This is a genomic window from Arthrobacter sp. TJ-266 (genome assembly GCF_058269115.1).
This window is the reverse complement of the sequence record NZ_JBZCNC010000003.1, coordinates 201280-218042: the sequence shown is the minus strand read 5'-3', so window position 1 is coordinate 218042 and position 16763 is coordinate 201280. Positions and strand designations below refer to the sequence as shown.

At 67.7% G+C, this 16763-nt stretch carries 14 protein-coding genes; 7 read left to right on the top strand and 7 right to left on the bottom strand.

Annotation, left to right across the window (positions count from 1 at the left end):
• Positions 1-420: 420 nt before the first annotated feature.
• From AC4D12_RS09650 to AC4D12_RS09640, 3 genes are read right to left on the bottom strand one after another with little or no spacing between them, the layout of a single operon-like run.
• The gene (locus tag AC4D12_RS09650) at positions 421-1188 is read right to left on the bottom strand and encodes an SCO1664 family protein (protein ID WP_490949711.1); all 768 of its coding nucleotides are present in this window, start codon (positions 1186-1188) and stop codon (positions 421-423) included.
• The gene (locus AC4D12_RS09645; RefSeq protein WP_490949710.1) at positions 1188-1748 is read right to left on the bottom strand and encodes a DUF3090 domain-containing protein; all 561 of its coding nucleotides are present in this window, start codon (positions 1746-1748) and stop codon (positions 1188-1190) included. Before AC4D12_RS09645 ends, AC4D12_RS09650 begins: the two co-directional genes overlap by 1 nt.
• A 15-nt stretch (positions 1749-1763) precedes the next feature.
• Positions 1764-2465: an MSMEG_4193 family putative phosphomutase gene (locus AC4D12_RS09640; RefSeq protein ID WP_490949709.1), complete on the bottom strand. Its 702-nt coding sequence runs from the start codon at positions 2463-2465 to the stop codon at positions 1764-1766.
• 280 nt (positions 2466-2745) lie between these two features.
• Between AC4D12_RS09640 and AC4D12_RS09635 the strand changes: the two genes are divergently transcribed.
• The gene (locus AC4D12_RS09635; RefSeq protein WP_490949708.1) at positions 2746-3831 is read left to right on the top strand and encodes a TerC family protein; all 1086 of its coding nucleotides are present in this window, start codon (positions 2746-2748) and stop codon (positions 3829-3831) included.
• 150 nt (positions 3832-3981) lie between these two features.
• Complete coding sequence (locus AC4D12_RS09630; protein WP_490950118.1) at positions 3982-4911, top strand: quinone oxidoreductase family protein; 930 nt, start codon at positions 3982-3984, stop codon at positions 4909-4911.
• A 116-nt stretch (positions 4912-5027) separates the two neighbouring features.
• Here the strand turns inward: AC4D12_RS09630 and AC4D12_RS09625 are convergent, their stop codons facing one another.
• The 3 genes from AC4D12_RS09625 to AC4D12_RS09615 form a co-directional block, all read right to left on the bottom strand.
• Positions 5028-6203 (bottom strand): thermonuclease family protein, encoded by a 1176-nt coding sequence (locus tag AC4D12_RS09625; RefSeq protein ID WP_490949707.1) that lies wholly within the window; start codon positions 6201-6203, stop codon positions 5028-5030.
• Positions 6204-6418: 215 nt separating this feature from the next.
• Positions 6419-8755, bottom strand: a complete 2337-nt coding sequence (locus tag AC4D12_RS09620) for a coiled-coil domain-containing protein (protein ID WP_490949706.1) — start codon at positions 8753-8755, stop codon at positions 6419-6421.
• A 285-nt stretch (positions 8756-9040) separates the two neighbouring features.
• Complete coding sequence (locus AC4D12_RS09615; RefSeq protein ID WP_490949705.1) at positions 9041-10087, bottom strand: LacI family DNA-binding transcriptional regulator; 1047 nt, start codon at positions 10085-10087, stop codon at positions 9041-9043.
• Between the two features lie 176 nt (positions 10088-10263).
• Here AC4D12_RS09615 and AC4D12_RS09610 point away from each other — a divergent pair, with 176 nt between their 5' ends.
• The 4 genes from AC4D12_RS09610 to AC4D12_RS09595 all read left to right on the top strand — a co-directional run bounded on the left by AC4D12_RS09610 (position 10264) and on the right by AC4D12_RS09595 (position 15343).
• The gene (locus AC4D12_RS09610; RefSeq protein ID WP_490949704.1) at positions 10264-11895 is read left to right on the top strand and encodes a GH39 family glycosyl hydrolase; all 1632 of its coding nucleotides are present in this window, start codon (positions 10264-10266) and stop codon (positions 11893-11895) included.
• A 45-nt stretch (positions 11896-11940) separates the two neighbouring features.
• Positions 11941-13263, top strand: a complete 1323-nt coding sequence (locus tag AC4D12_RS09605) for an extracellular solute-binding protein (RefSeq protein ID WP_490949703.1) — start codon at positions 11941-11943, stop codon at positions 13261-13263.
• A gap of 83 nt (positions 13264-13346) precedes the next feature.
• Positions 13347-14420, top strand: coding sequence for a carbohydrate ABC transporter permease (locus AC4D12_RS09600; protein WP_490949702.1), 1074 nt, complete (start codon positions 13347-13349; stop codon positions 14418-14420).
• Positions 14417-15343: a carbohydrate ABC transporter permease gene (locus AC4D12_RS09595; RefSeq protein ID WP_490949701.1), complete on the top strand. Its 927-nt coding sequence runs from the start codon at positions 14417-14419 to the stop codon at positions 15341-15343. Before AC4D12_RS09600 ends, AC4D12_RS09595 begins: the two co-directional genes overlap by 4 nt.
• Positions 15344-15387: 44 nt before the next feature.
• On the opposite strand, the gene AC4D12_RS09590 is transcribed toward AC4D12_RS09595, so the two are convergent.
• Positions 15388-16419: a LacI family DNA-binding transcriptional regulator gene (locus tag AC4D12_RS09590; RefSeq protein WP_490949700.1), complete on the bottom strand. Its 1032-nt coding sequence runs from the start codon at positions 16417-16419 to the stop codon at positions 15388-15390.
• 71 nt (positions 16420-16490) lie between these two features.
• On the opposite strand from AC4D12_RS09590, the gene AC4D12_RS09585 reads away from it, so the two are divergent.
• Entirely contained in the window at positions 16491-16688 is a 198-nt protein-coding gene (locus tag AC4D12_RS09585; protein WP_490949699.1) for a hypothetical protein, read from the top strand.
• The last annotated feature ends 75 nt before the right edge of the window (positions 16689-16763 follow it).

The following is a 16763-nucleotide window of genomic DNA, read 5'->3' as shown; positions in this document are numbered from 1 at the left end:
GGCCCGAGGGCAATCGGCTGGTCCGTGCTGCTGAATTTTCCAGGCCCACCAGCGGGCCAATCCTGCACTCGGGCAATGTGGTGGTTGTGCCGACGAAAAATTGCTTGGCGCATGAAGTTCAGCAGTGCTCCCCGTTAAATTCATGCTCTCATTCATTGCAGTGGCTATTGTCCTCACAATCCTGGGTCAACCTTCTGAAGAGCCGGGTATAGGGCGCCAAGTAGGAGTGCGATTAAGTCCAGATTGAACCCGTCCCCATCGCCAACACCGATGGTGGGTCCGCATTTAGGCGGACCTGATTTATCGAGAGTTTCCCGGGCCGCGTGCTCTATCTGGTCAAGATTCTTTTTATCACGGTCCTGGGTCCACAGAAGTAGATCATCCCCGTTTTGCTGGTCGCCTAATGCCGCTGGTGAGGTGTCAGAAGAGGGGCCAAGGTACTGCCGACGAGTGACCCTGAGGGCCCGGCGCCCGCTTGGTCGCGCGCAAGGCTGAGCAGCGGCCCGTCAACGCGGAGATCTCCTCGGCGGTGAGCAGGCCTGCCAGGTCTCCGCCCAGCGTCTCCTTCAGGCCGCCACGGACGCGGTCGATGCCCTCGAGTTCCTCCGCGGTCAGTTCCTCGCCGACCCAGCCCCACAGCACCGTTCGCAGCTTGTGCTCGCTATGGAAGGTCAGGCCGTGGTCCACGCCGTAGCGGTGGCCGTCCTTCATGGCGAGGATGTGGTCGCCCTTGCGGTCCGCGTTGTTGACGATCACGTCGAACACCGCCATCCGGCGGAGTGCTTCGGTGTCCTCGTGAACCAGCGCGACGATCTGGCCGGCGTCGTCCTGCCCCTCGAGCACGTGCTTCCAGCCGGTCTCCGGCACCTCGTCCGCCGGCATGAGGTCCACGGCGTCCTGCTCGGGGTCCGGCTCCTGCCAGAGCTGCACCATGCCCTCGCCCAGCGGTCCGTCGCGGAGCCAGGTCTTCGGCACGATGTTCCAGCCCATCGCCTCGGACACCAGGTAGGCCGCCACCTCGCGGTGCGCCAGGCAGCCGTCGGGGAAGTCCCACAGGGGTTTCTCGCCGCGGATCGGCTTGTACACGACCGTCTGGTCGCCGATGCTGCCGACGAACGTGGCGTTGGACGCCGTCCTGATGCGGCCGGTGAGCGTCAACTCGTCGGTCATCAGGTCGGTGCCGGCCATCAGGCCTCGGGGAGGGTGCAGGTGTGGCCGTCGGCGTCGATCGGCTGGCCGCAGATCACGCAGATGGGACGGCCTGCGCCCACCACCTCGCGGGTGCGCTTCGAGAAGGCGCGGGCGGTGCCCACCGGCATCCGCACCACGAGCATCTCGGCCGCCTCGGCGTCGTCGTCATCCGCTGCGAGCAGGGCGTTGATGTCGTCGGTGTCCACCTCGGTGATGGGATAGGCCTCCACCACGATCTGCGCCGTCGTCGGATCCCAGCCCAGGCTCATGGCGCCGGTGCGGAACTGCTCCTCCACAGGGTCGAGCTGGTCGTTGTCGACGAGCTCGATCGGCGTGCTGCTCGGCACGTGGAAGGGGTTGCCGTCGAGGGCGATGAGCTGGTCGAGGATCTCGTCGATCTTCTCGGCGAGCTGCGCGGACTGCTGCTTCTCGAGGGCGATGCTCACGATCTGCTTCCCCGTACGCACCTGCAGGTAGAAGGTCCGCTCTCCCGGGACGCCGATGGTGCCGATGATTACCCGATCCGGCCAGGCGAACTCGTGAACAGTTGTAGGCATGCTTCTATTTTAGGCTCAAGCGGGCGGAGGCGCTTCATGCCCTGCGCCACCACCCACGGCGGCATCACCGGTGGGTGCGCTCTTCACCAGCCAGGACAGGTCACCGGCGTCCGTGTTGGTCGCGAAGACCGTGGGCCGCGCCCTGCCGTAGTTGATGATCGAGACCGACGCCGGGCCCACGTTGATGCGCTGGAACAGGTCCAGGTGCGTGCCGAGGGCGTCCGCGAGGATCGACTTGATGATGTCGCCGTGGCTCACCGCAGCCCACACGGCGCCCGGCCCGTACTCGGCCTCGAAGAAGGCGTCGCGGCTTCGGATCGCCGCCACGGCGCGCGCCTGCATCGCCGCCATCGACTCGCCACCGGGGAAGGTGACGGCGGACGGCTGCGACTGCACCGTGGACCACAGGGGCTCGGTGGCCAGCTCGGTGAGGGTGCGGTTCTGCCACTGGCCGTAGTCGCACTCGGTGATGCCGTCGTCGACCGGGATCTCAGGCTTGCCCGCCTGGCGGTCGAGGATGAACTGCGAGGTCTGCCGGCACCGCTCCAGCGGGCTGGACACCACACCGACGAGCGGCACGACAGCGAGACGCTCGCCGGTCGCCGTCGCCTGGGCCCGCCCGACGTCGTCGAGGCTGACGCCGGGGGTCCGCCCGGCCAGCAGGCCGGAGGCATTCGCTGTGGTGCGGCCGTGCCGCACGAGGATCACTGTGGCCATGCGCCCAGCCTAGCCACCAGCACGACGGCGCCAGTCACCCGTGGGTGCGGGGGAGGGGCGGCGGGCGCGCGGGGCGACCGCCGTCGTCGTTCGTGTGACGCCGCGGGAACACGCACGCCGATTCATGCGTTAGCATCGATGTATCAAGGGGAGTACTCCCATCAGCGATCGGCTCGTCACTACGGATGCAGTGAAGCATCCCGGGCCATCGGCACCGGATCCATCCGGGCGGAAGAGACCTTGGCGCCAGTATCCGACGCCTACCCCTTGGAGTACCCCTTTGGACGTTTCGCCCATCATTTGGCTTGTCACCATCGCGGTGACCATCGCCTTCTTCGTCTACGAATTCTTCGCGCACGTGCGCACCCCCCACGAACCGACCATCGGTGAATCCGCCCGCTGGTCCGCGTTCTACATCGGCCTGGCCCTGCTCTTCGGCGTGATGATCGGCCAGGTGTGGGGCTGGGACTTCGGCGGTGAGTACTACGCCGGGTACCTGACCGAGAAGGCCCTCTCGGTCGACAACCTGTTCGTGTTCCTGATCGTCATCACGGGCTTCGCGGTTCCGAAGAAGTACCAGCAGAAGGTGCTGATGGTCGGCATCATCATCGCGCTGATCCTCCGTGGCGGGTTCATCGCCATCGGCGCCGGACTGATCTCCAACTTCTCCTGGATCTTCTACATCTTCGGCGCGCTGCTCCTCTTCCTCGCCTACAAGCAGGCCTTCGGCAGCCACGACTCCAACCCGGCTGACGGCAAGTTCATGCAGCTGGTCCGCCGCGTGCTCCCCGTCACGGACGAGTACCACGAGGACAAGCTCACCGTGAAGAAGGGCGGCAAGCGCTTCGTCACGCCGATGCTGCTCACCATCATCGCGATCGGCTTCGTGGACCTGATCTTCGCCGTCGACTCCATCCCCGCAATCTACGGCCTCACCGAGCAGGCGTACATCGTGTTCACGGCCAACGCCTTCGCGCTCATGGGCCTCCGCCAGCTGTACTTCCTCATCGGCGGCCTGCTCGAGCGCCTCGTCTACCTGGCGCAGGGCCTCGCGGTGATCCTCGCGTTCATCGGCGTGAAGCTCGTGTTCCACGCCCTGCACGTCAACGAGCTGCCCTTCATCAACGGCGGCGAACCGCTCCTCTGGGTACCCGAGATCCCCATCTCGGTCTCGCTGCTCTTCATCCTGGCGACCATCACCGTGGCCACCATCGCGAGCCTCATCAAGACCCGGGGCGACGCCGCGAAGAAGGACCGCAGCGAGGTGGAGGGCCAGCCGGTCATCGCAGCGGATCCGGACGGCGAGGGCGCGGACGTCGAGTCCGGGCTCGACGACGACAAGAGCACCGCGACCAGCCGGAAGTAGCCCGCTGCACCACGAACGTCCCGGCCACCTGCTGCAGGTAGCCAGGACGTTCTGCGTGCGTCGGACGGAATTCCTGATACCGGCCCTTGGTTCTGGAGGGGTGCGCCGTCCCCGGCGGCACCCACCACGAGATCCTGGAGTTGATGCGCCATCAAAGCAATCGGAGTCACCGAATTCGGCGGACCGGACGCCCTGACCGTCCACGATCTTCCCGATCCGCACCCGAGCGAGAAGGAGGTCCGTATCCGCGTCAAAGCGGCCGCGGTCAGCCCGACGGACACGAATGTGCGGACGGGCGCCTATGACATGAGCCAGTCCACGCCGCCCTATCTGCCCGGCATGGATGCCGCCGGCGTCATCGACGAAGTAGGGGCCGGCAGTGCGTGGACGGTCGGCGACGAGGTCATGGCCATCGCCCTGCCGCTCGGGGAGCACGGTGGTGCGTACGCCGAGTACCTCGTGGCCTCCGATGACTCTGTTGCGCGCATCCCCGCCAGGACCACCCTCGAGGAGGCATCCACCCTCCCCATGAACGGCCTCACCGCGGTGCAGATCCTCGAGTTCGCCGCTCTGGAGCCCGGTGAGGTCATCGCCGTCACCGGTGGCGCCGGGACACTCGGCAACTACATGATCCAGCTCGCCAAGCAGCAGGGCCTGACGGTCATCGCGGACGCTGCACCGAAGGATCGCGAGCTGGTGCAGAAGCTCGGCGCCGATCACGTGATCGATCGCGGCGAGGGCCTCGCCGGTCGCATCAGGGAGGTCTTCCCGGACGGCGTCGACGCGATCGCTGACACGGCGCTGCTCCACGAGGACGTGGTCCCGGCCCTGCGTGACGGTGGGGTCTTCATCTCTGTCCGCGGCTGGAAGGGTGAGCCGACCCGCGACATCCGCTTCGAGGCTGCGTGGGTGTTCGACGAGTACCACTCGCAGGCCAAGCTCGATTCCCTGCGCCAGGCCGTCGAGGACGGCGTGCTCACCCCGAGCATGGCCGGGACCCTTCCCGCGGAGGGGGCACCCGAGGCGCACCGCCGGCTGGAGGCAGGCGGCCTCCGCGGCCGGTTGGTGCTGACGTTCTAACTGCTCCGCGTGCAGGCGCGTCGGCCTGAGAGTTCCGTGCTTCGTGCGGGAGCGCCCCGCAGGGTGGCTCCCGCACCGGCGCCGGCTCTACAGGGCGCCCGGACGCCCGGACTGACTCAGCAGGGACGCCAGGTCTTCCCGCCGGGTGCGTAGCACCGGGGGCCGTTGTAGCCCGGGAAGGGGTCAGTGGCAGGGGGAGCCGGTGGTGCCGGGGCGGGTGGAATGTACGGCGCGGGAGCGGGCGGAAGATTGGCGATCCTCTCCCGCTCCGCGGCCTCGGCGGCCCGGCGATCGGAATCTGCTCGTGCCGTCGCTTCGGCGGCGATCCGTTGCGCCTCGGCCTGTGCCGCTGCCTCCGCCGCCACGCGCTCGGCCTCGACGCGCGCAGCCTCGGCGGCGCGTGCGGCCTCGGCTTCGGCGGCGGCCCGTGCCGCAGCGTCTGCCTCTGCCCTCTCGCGCTGGGCGGCCGCTTCGGCCTGTCGTAGTGCCTCGGCTTTGCCGGTGGTCGCCGTCAGGGTCTGCTCGCCCTCGGCGATCCTCCGGTCGAGGTCGGCCATCAACGAGGCGCTGCCTGCGGTTCCCACTGCCAGGACCCGCACCGTGTCCTTCCCCGCCTCGATCCCCTCGCGGACGATCTTCGCCGCCGCAAGAGCCGCGACGATTCCGGCTGCAGCGGCCGAGGCGGAGGACTCCGTCTCACCCACCGGTGCCGCCGTCGCCGCGGCCAGGGTCTGCAGGGCGTCGTCGACCTCGGCGGGAAGGGTGCAGCCGGCCGCCGGATCCAGCAGCCCGACGCCCTGCGCCGTGGCTTCGGCGTACGCAGCCTGGACTTCGTCGTAGTATTTCCGGTTCGGCTCGATCAGGACCGGCACGCCGAGCCCAACCCGCGCGAGCTCCGCATTGACCAAAGTCCGGTCCTCGATGAACACCGCGGCGAGGATGCGGTCGTACCTGTCCATACGCTCGACGTCGAAGTCCAGGCCGACCTTCGTGCCGGGCGGCGTCAGGGACTCGAGCTCCTGGGTCGCCTCCGCGCCGAGGCATTCGACGGGCTTGTCCGGGTGCTTGGTCTCAGGAGTGTCGACGTTCAGCAGGCGGACCGTCTGGTCCTGGCCGTCGAACGCGATCACGAGCGTGTCGCCGTCGATCACCCGGACGACGGTCCCCGGCGTATAGGACGTCGAGGTCGCGGCCGTGTCGGGGGACGGGGTGCAGGCGGTCAGCGCGGAGCCGGCGATCGCCGCGGTCAGGAGGGCGGCCGGGAGGGCAGCGCGGAGGCGAGGAGATGTCATGGATCATTTCTGGCAGGACGGAGGGACCGCACGAGCGTATCGCCCGGCACCACGGTTCCCGGGCAGGTTCTGCGCCACTTTGTCGAAGGACTTCCCATCAGCTGGGCTGTGCCCTCGTGTGGGACTTTCTCGAGCAGCGCGCAGCCCGCTGAGACGCAGGGAGGGCCCCGGAACACATGGTTTCGGGGCCCTCCTGTTCAGTTGTGTCGAGTGCGTCAGGCGACGCAGCCGCCGAGCGCGATCTGCCCGTCGATGGCCTTGATCTGGCCCTGGACGGCGCCGAGCTTGTCCTCGAGTACGTTGACCGCCGCCTTCTGGGTGGTGATGGCTGCCTTGTTCGCCTTCTTCTGTGCCTCGAGGTTGCGGAGCACGGTCTGGGCGTCCGTCACCTGCTTGTCGAGGGTGGTGAGCTGGCCCTGGAGGGACGTCAGCTTGGCCTCGGTCGCGCTGATCTCACCGTTGAGCTTGTCCAGCTGCGCGAGGAGCGGTGCCACGCGGCCCTGCAGTGCGAGGACGTCCGCTTCCTTGCCCGCGATACCCGCGTTCAGCGCGGTCAAGGCGCTGACCAGGCGGTCCATCTCGGCATTGAGGGTGACGATCTCCGTCTGCTTGTCCGTCACTGCCTTCGCGGTGCTCTCGGCCGCGGCCTGGAGGGTGGGCAGGCGGTCCTCCAGTGCGGTGAGTTCCGCCGACTTGGTGGCGACGGCGCCCGTGGCTGACGCCAGTCGGGCGTCCGCGTCGGAGAGTTCCGTGCGCAGGCCGCTCAGGGCGTCCTTCTGCGTGGTGATGGCGGCCTCGGCCGCCGCGACACCCTCGGTCAGCTCGGGCAGTTCGGCGACGAGGTCGGCCACCACCTTCTCCTGGGTTGCCACAGCGCTACGGGCGGTGTCAGCAGCCGTGACGAGGGCCGGCAGCTGACCCTGCAGGGCCGTCACGGTTCCCTGCTGGGTGGCGACGGCGGCCTTGGCCTCGGCCAGCGCAGTCTGCAGGGCGGGCAGCTGGGACTTCAGGGAGGCGACATCCGCTTCCTTCGTCACGACCGCGGTGTTCGTGGCGGTGAGCGTGGCCTGCAGGGGAGCGGCCTCGCGCTGCAGGGCGCTGCTCTCGCCCTGCTTCGCCAGGAGCTGCGCGTTCAGGGTGTCCACCTGGGTCTTGAGCCCGGTGAGGTTGCCCTGCAGACCCAGGATCTGAGCGTTGGCGTCAGTGATCGACGTCTCAACGCGGCTGAGCTCAGTCTGCTTGGCGGTGCGCTGGTCCATCAGGGACTTCCTGAGGTCCTGATTGTTTCCCTTGACCTCGCTGATCTTGACCGTAAGGTTCGCGATCTCCGCTTCGATTGTCGACTTCCGCACTTCCAGCGCCGGCAGTTGATTCTGCGCCGTCGTCAGCGCGGCCTGCTTTGCCGTGACCTCAGCGTTCTTTGCCGTGATGTTGTTCTCCAGCACCATGATCTGTGCGGCAACGGTGCTCTGGAATGCCGTGTTCGCGGCGACTGCGTCGGCAGCCTTCGTCGCGGCGGCGCGCAGCGGCACGAGTGCGGCCTCGGCGGCCGTGACAGCGGTGGTCTGCGCGGTGACTGCGTCCGCAGCGCGGGTGGCGGTCGTCTGCCGTGCAGACAGTTCGGTCTGCGCGGCCGTGATGGCGGCGTTCTTCGCCGCGACGGCCGCAGTAGCGGTCGTGGCGTCGACCTCGCGTGCAGTCAGTGTCTCCCCGGCCGCGACGATGTCGCTCCGGAGGGCGTCGAGCTCGCCCTGGGCCGTGGTGCCGGCGGCGACGAGCTCTTCGAGGAGGTCCTCGCCGTCGGTGACGGCCCGCGTGGCAATGGTGACGGCGTCGGCTGCTTCCTGCGCCTTCGTGGTGAGCCCTGCCAGTTCACCCTTCGCCGTCGTGACGGCGTCATTCTGGCGAGTGACATCGCCGGCAGCCTGCGCCGCGGCGGCTTCGAAGCCCACCAGGGCGCCGTTTGCGACACGCACGACCTCGCGCTGATCGTCGACCAGCGTGGTCGCTGCGGCAGCCTGCTTCCGGAGGTCGGCTTCAGTGGCTTCGGCCTCGGCCAGCTGCGCCTGCACCGGCGCGAGGGCTGCGACGACGGCGGTCTGCTGCGACTGGAGGGCGGTCAGCTGACCGTTGGTCGTGGCGATGGTCTGAGTCAGGGAGGCCTGTTCCGCGGTCACGGCTGCTGCGCTGGCCTGGGCTGCGGTGAGCGTCGCGTCGAGGCGCGCCTCCTCGGCTACGAGAGCCGCAAGCGCCTTGTTCGCGTCGGCGATCTGTGTCGTCAGGGTGGTGGCGCTCGCCTGCAGTGCCGTGCGGTCAGCCTGCAGCTTGGTGATGATGTCGGCGTTCTTCTTCGCTGCGGCCTTGAGGAGGTTCTCCTGCACCGTGCCACGGTGCGCCAGCTGGTTCACCACACCGTTGCAGATGCCCGACGTCGGCCCGGTGGTGGCCGATGCCTGCGGGGCGAGGAACAGCGCACCGCCGAGGAGCCCCGGCAGCAGGACTGCGGTGGCGAGGCGGCGGGTGAGGGGGCTGGCGGTGAGACGAGTGCGCACGGTGCTCCTGAGTGAGAGAGGGCAGCTGCGTCGCCGCCTCCCCAAAGGTAGGGAGCCTTCCCGGATCGGGACACAGTGCTGTGTACGCGACTGGCGGATACCACCACTCGCTTCTGCGCTCCCAGTTACCTGCCAGGAATCACCAAGCTGACTTACAGGAAGGAATCGGGGTGCTTCGCGTTGGCGAAGTGAAGCGCCGACCTCGCAGCAGGCCCGATCATGCCGACATCAGTTCTGCACGCGGGCGCTGATTCGAGCAACCGATTCTGCTGACAGATGCCGCCCCTAGGCGCCGTCCCGGTGAGCAGCCGTGGTGCTCCGCTCCGTCAGGGAGGTCGCCAGCTCGACGTGCGGTGACGATGGGCCGCGGCCCTCGGACATGGTCAGGATGGTCTGGACGGCCATGGCACCCATGCCGTCCAGATTCTGGTGGACGGTCGTCAGCGGGGGTGTGGTCCAGGCGGCCTGGGGCGTGTCGTCGAAGCCGGTCACGCTCAGTGCCTGCGGCACATGGATGCCGAGTTCGTGCGCGACGGTGAGCACCCCGACGGCGATCTCGTCGTTCGCGGCCATGATGGCCGTCGGCGGGTGCAGGGAGGTGAGGAGGGCGCGTGCGTTCTCGATGCCGTTCACGACCGCGAAGGGGCCTGAACGGATCAGGGAGGGATCAGGAGCGACGCCGGCGGAATCGAGCGCAGCCTGGTATCCGAGCCGCCGGTCGCGGGCGGCGTCCGACGCCTCGGGGCCACCGATCCAGGCGATGCGCCGATGGCCCAGGCCGATGAGGTGCTCGGCTGCGGTCCGGGCGCCCGTCCAGTTGCTGGACCCGACGCTCACCATGCGGTCATGCCGCGTGTCGACAGGGTCGACCATGATGAACGGCAGGTTCGCGTCGCTCGCCGCCTCGATGAGTCCGTCGGGCGCCGACAGCGTGAGCCCGATTATGCCGACAACGCCCGATGCCCGCTGCGCGGCGACCCAGTCCCGCGCGACCGACCGGTGCATGCGCGAGGTGCGTTCAGGAGCGAGGCGGGTCAGAAGGTCGACCTGTGAGTCGGTGGCTTCCGTCAGGGCGCCCTGCAGAACACCCATGATGTATGGCGAGGCCGGGAGGTCGAACACGACGGCGACGACCCGGCGGGACGGAACCGGCGGCGGAAGCGTCGTCGCACGGTAGTCGAGCTCCGACACGGCAGCGAGGACCCGCTCACGGGTCAGGGGCGAGATGTCGTTTCGGCCGTTGAGGGCCTTGGACACCGTCGCCTTGGAGACACCCACGGCAGTCGCTACGTCGTCCAGAGTGGCGCGTCGCCCCGAAATCTCTGAAGCCATAACACCCTCTCTTCGAAACTGTTTCGACCCGATCCTGACGAGAGACGCACGTCAGGTCGCTTCAAACATGACCATTGACACAGCTGGGGACGAAACTTACGATGAACCAACGATACACACTGCGAAACAGTTTCGCCAACGATTCGGCCCCGCCGTTCGTGACCAAAGGAGGTCCCATGTCCGTCGAGCCCCCGGCAAGCCTATCGGTCGACGGACTCCCTCCCGCTGGTGATGTGCTCCCCCACATCTGGAGCCATTGCGTCGGCGCGGGCCGTGCGAATGAGGCCCTACGCGCCGACTGGCAGCGCCACTTCACCGAAGCCGTGGACGTCCTTGGCGTGCGCTACGTACGGTTCCACGGCGTCTTCCACGACGACATGTTCGTGTACCGCGCCTCGAACGGCGGCGGGTTCGGTCCGCCGTCGCCCCTGGCCGAGCCCACCTACACCTTCGCCTACGTGGACAAGGTGTTCGACGCCATCCTCGACACGGGAGCCCGCCCGTTCGTGGAGCTCGGCTTCATGCCGCGGGAGCTCGCGACCGAGACCGAGACCCTTTTCTGGTGGAAGGCGCACTGCAGCCCCCCGAAGGACATGCATGCCTGGGTAGCGCTCGTCACCGCGACGATCGAGCACTGGATCGGCCGGTACGGCATCGACGAGGTGCGCACCTGGCCGTTCGAGGTCTGGAACGAACCGAACCTCGTGCCGCACTTCTGGACCGGCACACGCACGGAGTACTTCCAACTCTACGAGGCGACCGCGAAGGCCATCAAGGTGATCGACGCGGGGCTGCGGGTCGGCGGGCCGTCGTCATCGGTGTTCGTACCGGATGCCCGCTACGACGGCGAGTACCACGACAGGTCGGTGGAGGCAGCCACGGCGGAGGCCCCCGATCCCGAGCTGCTCACCTGGAAGCCGGTGTGGATCCACGAGTTCATCGCCTACTGCGCCGAGCGGGACGTACCCATCGACTTCCTCTCCACCCACCTGTACCCGACCGATTTCGCGTTCGACACGCAGGGTATCGGCCGGCCCATCAGCCGTGACCGTGACGCGACGTGGAACGACCTCAAGGTGATGCGCCAGGTCATCGCCGCGTCCCCCTACCCCGACGCCGAACTGCACATCACCGAATGGAGCACGTCGCCGTCGAGCCGGGACCGCATGCATGACACCGTCTTCGCCGCCACGTACATCGCGCGCGTCTTCCTCCAGTGCCACGATCTCGCCGACTCCATCTCCTACTGGACGTTCACGGACGTCTTCGAGGAGGGCGGCGGCGGGATTGGCCCCTTCCACGGCGGGTTCGGGTTCGTCAACGAACAGGGCATCCACAAGCCGACCTTCCACGCCATGGCCATGCTCAACCGGCTGGGCCACCGGGTGGCGCTGCAGACCGAGCACGGCGTCATCACCCGCACCGCGGAGGACGCCGTGGCCGCCCTGTTCTTCAACTACCCCGACAGCATGGGCACCAGGTCGGTGGGTGCCGCCGATTCCTACACCCAGACACGCCGGCTCGCCCAGGAGGGGCCCGCGCGGCGGATCCACCACACCGTCACGGGGCTTCACCCGGGCCATGAGTACCGGATGGAGATCCTCGACCAGGACCACGGCGACGTGGTCAGCGCCTGGCACCGCATGGGGGAGCCCCTGAACCTCTCCCGCAAGGATGTCGCCGACCTCACGAGGATCGCCGATGGCCTGGACCGCAGGACGCTCACCGTCGACACGGACGGTGTGCTCACGATCGACGTCGAGCTCCCACCCTGGGCCGTGATGTCGCTCTTCCCAGCAACACCCTGACGCTGCTGCACCCGCATACGACGAAGTATCGAAAGGACACGCACCATGAGATTCACGAGACGTTCCCTACGGGCCGGTGCCATCTCGGCGCTGGCGGCCCTCGCCCTCACCGCCTGCTCCGGAGGAGGGGGAGGAGGTGCAGGAGGCGGCGCCGAGGAAGCCACCGAGGACAACAAGCCCGAACAGCTGACCGTGGCCGCCTGGATGGACTTCCCGCCCGAGCTGCTCGCCTCCTTCGAGGAGGAACACGGCATCGAGGTAGCCGTGGAATCCTTCCCCGACGGCGCCTCGGCGCAGACCGTGCTCCGCAACGGGCTCTCCTCCGACGGCGCAGGCCTGTCGGACGTCCACCTGATCGAGCTGGACTGGTGGAGCGAGATGATGGCCGTCCCGGAGGACTGGGTGGAACTCCCCGAGATCCCCGATCGCTGGGTCGACTGGAAGGTGGAGCAGGGGAGCGTCGACGGCGCCCTCACCGGGTACGGCACGGACATCGGGCCGCTCGGCGTCGCCTTCAACCAGGACATGACCTCCGCGGCGGGCGTGGCCTCGGACCCCGAGGCCTTCGGTGAGTACATCGGAGGTGACTCCGCCTCCTGGGAGTCCTTCCTCGACGCTGGCCGCGAGTACGTCGCCGTCTCCGACAACTACTTCATCGACTCGCTCTCGAGCGCGTTCCAGGCGGCTATCAACCTGCTGCCCTCCGCCTTCGAGGACCCGGAGTCCGGCAACCCCTACAACCTCGCGGACAACACCGAGGTGAAGGACCTCTTCATGACGTTCGCCACCGCCGCCGAGGACGGCGTCTCGGCCGGCATCCCGATCGGCAACGCGGACTGGGGCGCGGGCTTCCAGAACCAGGAGTGGGCCACCGTGGTCACCCCGGCCTGGATGACCGGGATCATCGCGGAGAACGCCGACGGCATCGAGGGGTGGCGCGCATCGAGCACCTTCCCCGAAGGCGGCGGCAACTGGGGCGGCTCCTTCTTCTCGGTCCCGGCAGCGGGAGAGAACACCGCATGGGCGGTCAAGCTCGCCGACCACCTCACCTCACCCGAGGCCGCGGTGCAGTGGTTCGAGACCACCGGGCAGTTCCCCTCGCAGCTCGAGGCCATCGAGAACCCGGACATCGCCGAGACCGAGAACGCCTTCTTCGGCGACCAGCGCCTGGGCCAGATCTACGGAGAGCTCGCGGCGTCCGCTGGTGACTCGGCTGCCGGTGGCTACCGCGGCGAGAACTTCGCAGGCATCCAGACGCTCGTCACGAACGGCATCTCCCTGGTGGAGTCCGGCAGCGCCACACCCGAGGAGGCCTGGGAATCGACCGTCAGCGAGTTCGAGGCCCTCGGCTTCGAGACCGCCGACTAGAGCCCTCTCCTGCGATCCGGTCCGCCCAGGGCCGGATCGCAGGACGGCAGGTCACCACACCGCATCCAGGAAAGGCTCGAGCCATGGCTACAGACACATCGGTTGCAGCGGCGCCACCGCGTCCTGCACGCCGCGTCGGGTGGGGGCAGCGGCTCTCGCGCTGGGACATCAAGGTCTCGCCCTACCTCTACATATCGCCGTTCTTCATCATCTTCGCGATCTTCGGCGCCTTCCCGCTCGCCTTCAACGTGGTGGTCGCGCTGCACGACTGGCACCGCCGCAGCGGCATGGGCGACTTCGTGGGGGTCGACAACTTCACCTGGGTCCTGAGCCAGCCGCTGTTCTGGCGCGCTCTCCAGAACACGTTCTCGATCTTCCTCTGGGGCGGGATCCCTCAGATCGTCCTGGCGCTGCTGATCGCGGCCATCCTCGACCAGAACATCCGGGCGCGAACCTTCTGGCGCATGAGTGTGCTCCTGCCGTTCGTGGTGATGCCGGTGGCCACCGCGATGATCTTCGGGCAGGTCTTCGGGCAGTTCGGTCTCCTCGTCCCGAACCTGCAGGAACTCGGCATCTGGACCGAGTACAGCTCCCCCTTCTTCCAGGATCGGGTGCTCTCCCACATGGCCATCGGCTCCATGGTGGTGTTCCGCTGGACCGGCTACAACGCGCTGATCTTCCTCGCCGCGATGCAGGCCGTGCCGCGTGAGTACTACGAGGCCGCGACCGTGGACGGTGCGGGGCGTCTCCGGCAATTCTTCTCGGTGACCATCCCCAGCATTCGGCCCACTCTCGTCTTCGTGGTCCTCACCATGACCATCGGAGGACTCGAGATCTTTGACGAGGCCCGCATGTTCGACGGCGGCGGCACCGGTGGTGGCGTCGGCGGGTCCGACAGCCAGTGGACCACCGTGGTGCTGTACCTCTACAACCTCGGCTTCGGCCAGTGGCAGGACCGCCTGGGCCAGGCAGCCGCCGTCGGCTGGATCTTCGCCCTGATCATCCTGGTGCTCTCGCTGCTGAACATCGCCCTGACCGGCAGGGTGGCATCGTCGAACGCGAAGGCGAGCCGCCTGCCCAGGTTCATGCGTCCGTCCACCGCACGCCGGGCGCGCACGACCGAGCAGAACCGACCAGTCGAAGGAGACCCACGGTGAACACGGCACTCGTCGAGAACACAGCCGGCCGAGGGGCCGCGCGCTACGCGAGCAAGAGGAAGGCCAGGGGGCGGTCCGAGCCGACGCGGTCGTCGACGCGGAGACCGGGGTGGGTGACCTACGCCCTCCTCACAGTGGCCTTCGTCCTGTCGGCCTTCCCCCTCTATGCGGCGGCGATGTACGGATCGTCGAGCACCACGGACATCGCGAGGTCGGTCGGCACGCTCCCGACGTGGCTGCCGACGCTGACGCTCTTCGAGAACTTCGCGCAGGTCTTCTCGACCGAGCAGTTCAACATCTGGGTAGCCTTCGGCAACTCCCTGCTCGTGTCCGTCTCCGTGAGCGCCTCCACGGTGTTCTTCGCGACCCTCGCAGGGTTCACCTTCTCCAAGCTCCGGTTCCGCGGACGGCGCGCGCTCTACCTCGCCGTGATCGGCACCATGGTGATCCCGGCACAGATCGGCACCATCCCCATGTTCGTCATGATGAACGAGTTCGGCTGGGTGGACTCGCTCCTCGCGCTCACCGTGCCCGGCCTGATCGGCGCCTTCGGCGTCTTCTGGATGACGCAGTACCTCCAGGAAGCCCTGCCCTTCGAGCTGATCGAGGCGGCGAGGGTGGACGGGGCGTCGATGTTCCGGATCTTCTGGTCCATCGCCCTCCCCGCAGCGCGTCCCGGCGCGGCGACGCTGGCCCTCTTCACCTTCATCGGCTCGTGGAACAGCTTCTTCTGGCCGTCGGTCGTCATGCGGTCCCAGTTGACCATGCCCCTCGTGGTGCCCCAGCTGCGGGGTGCCTTTACCTCGGACACGGGACTGGTGATGGCAGGCGTCTTCCTCGTCGCCATCCCGCTCCTTCTCGTGCTGATCCTCGCGGGCAAGCAACTGGTCTCGGGCGTCATGGAGGGTGCGGTCAAGGGCTGAGCGCACACGATGTGGCGGAGGGGCAAGGGTGCTGGGCTCCGACGTCAGGCAGCGGGCGGCGCGGTCGACGAACGGACAATGAGGTGCGTGGCGAGCTCGACGCGCGTCGAATCCGGCTTACCGCCCTCCATCTCCCGCAGCACTGCTCGGACTGCGGTACGCCCCATCTCCCGCAAGGGCTGCGCCACAGTGGTGAGCTCCGGGGAGGACTGCTCGCTGCTCAGGGTGCCGTCGAAACCGACCACGCTGAGGTCCTTCGGGACAGACACGCCCTGCGCGTGGGCCTCCGCAAGGACGCCGAGGGCGATGCTGTCCGATGCGGCGAAGATGGCCGTCGGTGGGTTCTCGAGTCCCAGGAGGTGCAGGAGACTACTCCGGCCTGTGGCGGGAGCGAAGTCGCCGGCGGACACGTATTCCTCAGGAATGGGGATGCCGCGTTCCAGCAGGGCCGCCGTGTAGCCATGCTCACGGTCCTGGCTGCATTCCGCGCTCGGGGGGCCACCGATGAACGCGACCCTCGTATGGCCGAGCTCCAGGAGGTGCTCGGTCGCGGCCTTGCCGCCTGCCCAATTGGTGGCTCCCACGCTCGCCACACCAGGGCCTGGCGGGTTGATGGGATCGATCACGACGACGGCGATGCCTCGCTTCTTGACCTCCCGGATCTCGCGGGGAGACCAGCGGGATGTCACGAGCAGCAACCCGCGGCGGCCCTGCGCCTGCATCTTTTCGGCACGTTCGCCGGCCGGTAGTTGGGTGTGGCCGGTCTTGGACAGGACGACCTCCGCGCCGGTGTCCGCAGCACTCTCGAGGATCCCGTCCATCACTTCTGCGTAGTACGCCGTCGTCACGCTGTCCACCGCGACGTCGATCAGCGTCGTTGCCGGAGGGGCCAGCGCGTGGCGCTGACCCGGCGGCTGGTATTCGGACTCACGCAGTGCTTCGAGGACGCGCTTTCGCGTGGCGGGGGCGACGTCCTCCCTCCCGTTGATGACCTTCGAGACCGTGGGGATGGAGACTCCGGCCAAGGTTGCGACTGATCCGAGCGTTGCCCTCGATTGTGTCCGAATGTCCGACAATGTTTCGAAATCCCTTCTCCCCGCAGATTTCCGAGGCTGGTGTGCTGTGGCTTCTTCCCCTGTGAGGATCAGTGGAGGACCGCGACTATCAGGCATTGACCACACGATGTGATGCAGGTTACCTTGCTCTTATAAGTTTGTTCTTATCGAAAACCTTTCGGTTTTCCTTCCGCAGCGTGGCGGTCAACGGCCGCACCCGCCGCGGAGATGACCTGTCCATGACCGCCAGCCATCTCGCCCCGGCCGAGGCGACGCAACGGAAGAACTGAAGATCATGTGGAACGCACCACGCCTGATCCCCGCCGCTTCTGCCGACACCTTGGCGCCCAGCCTAGCCGCCTGCG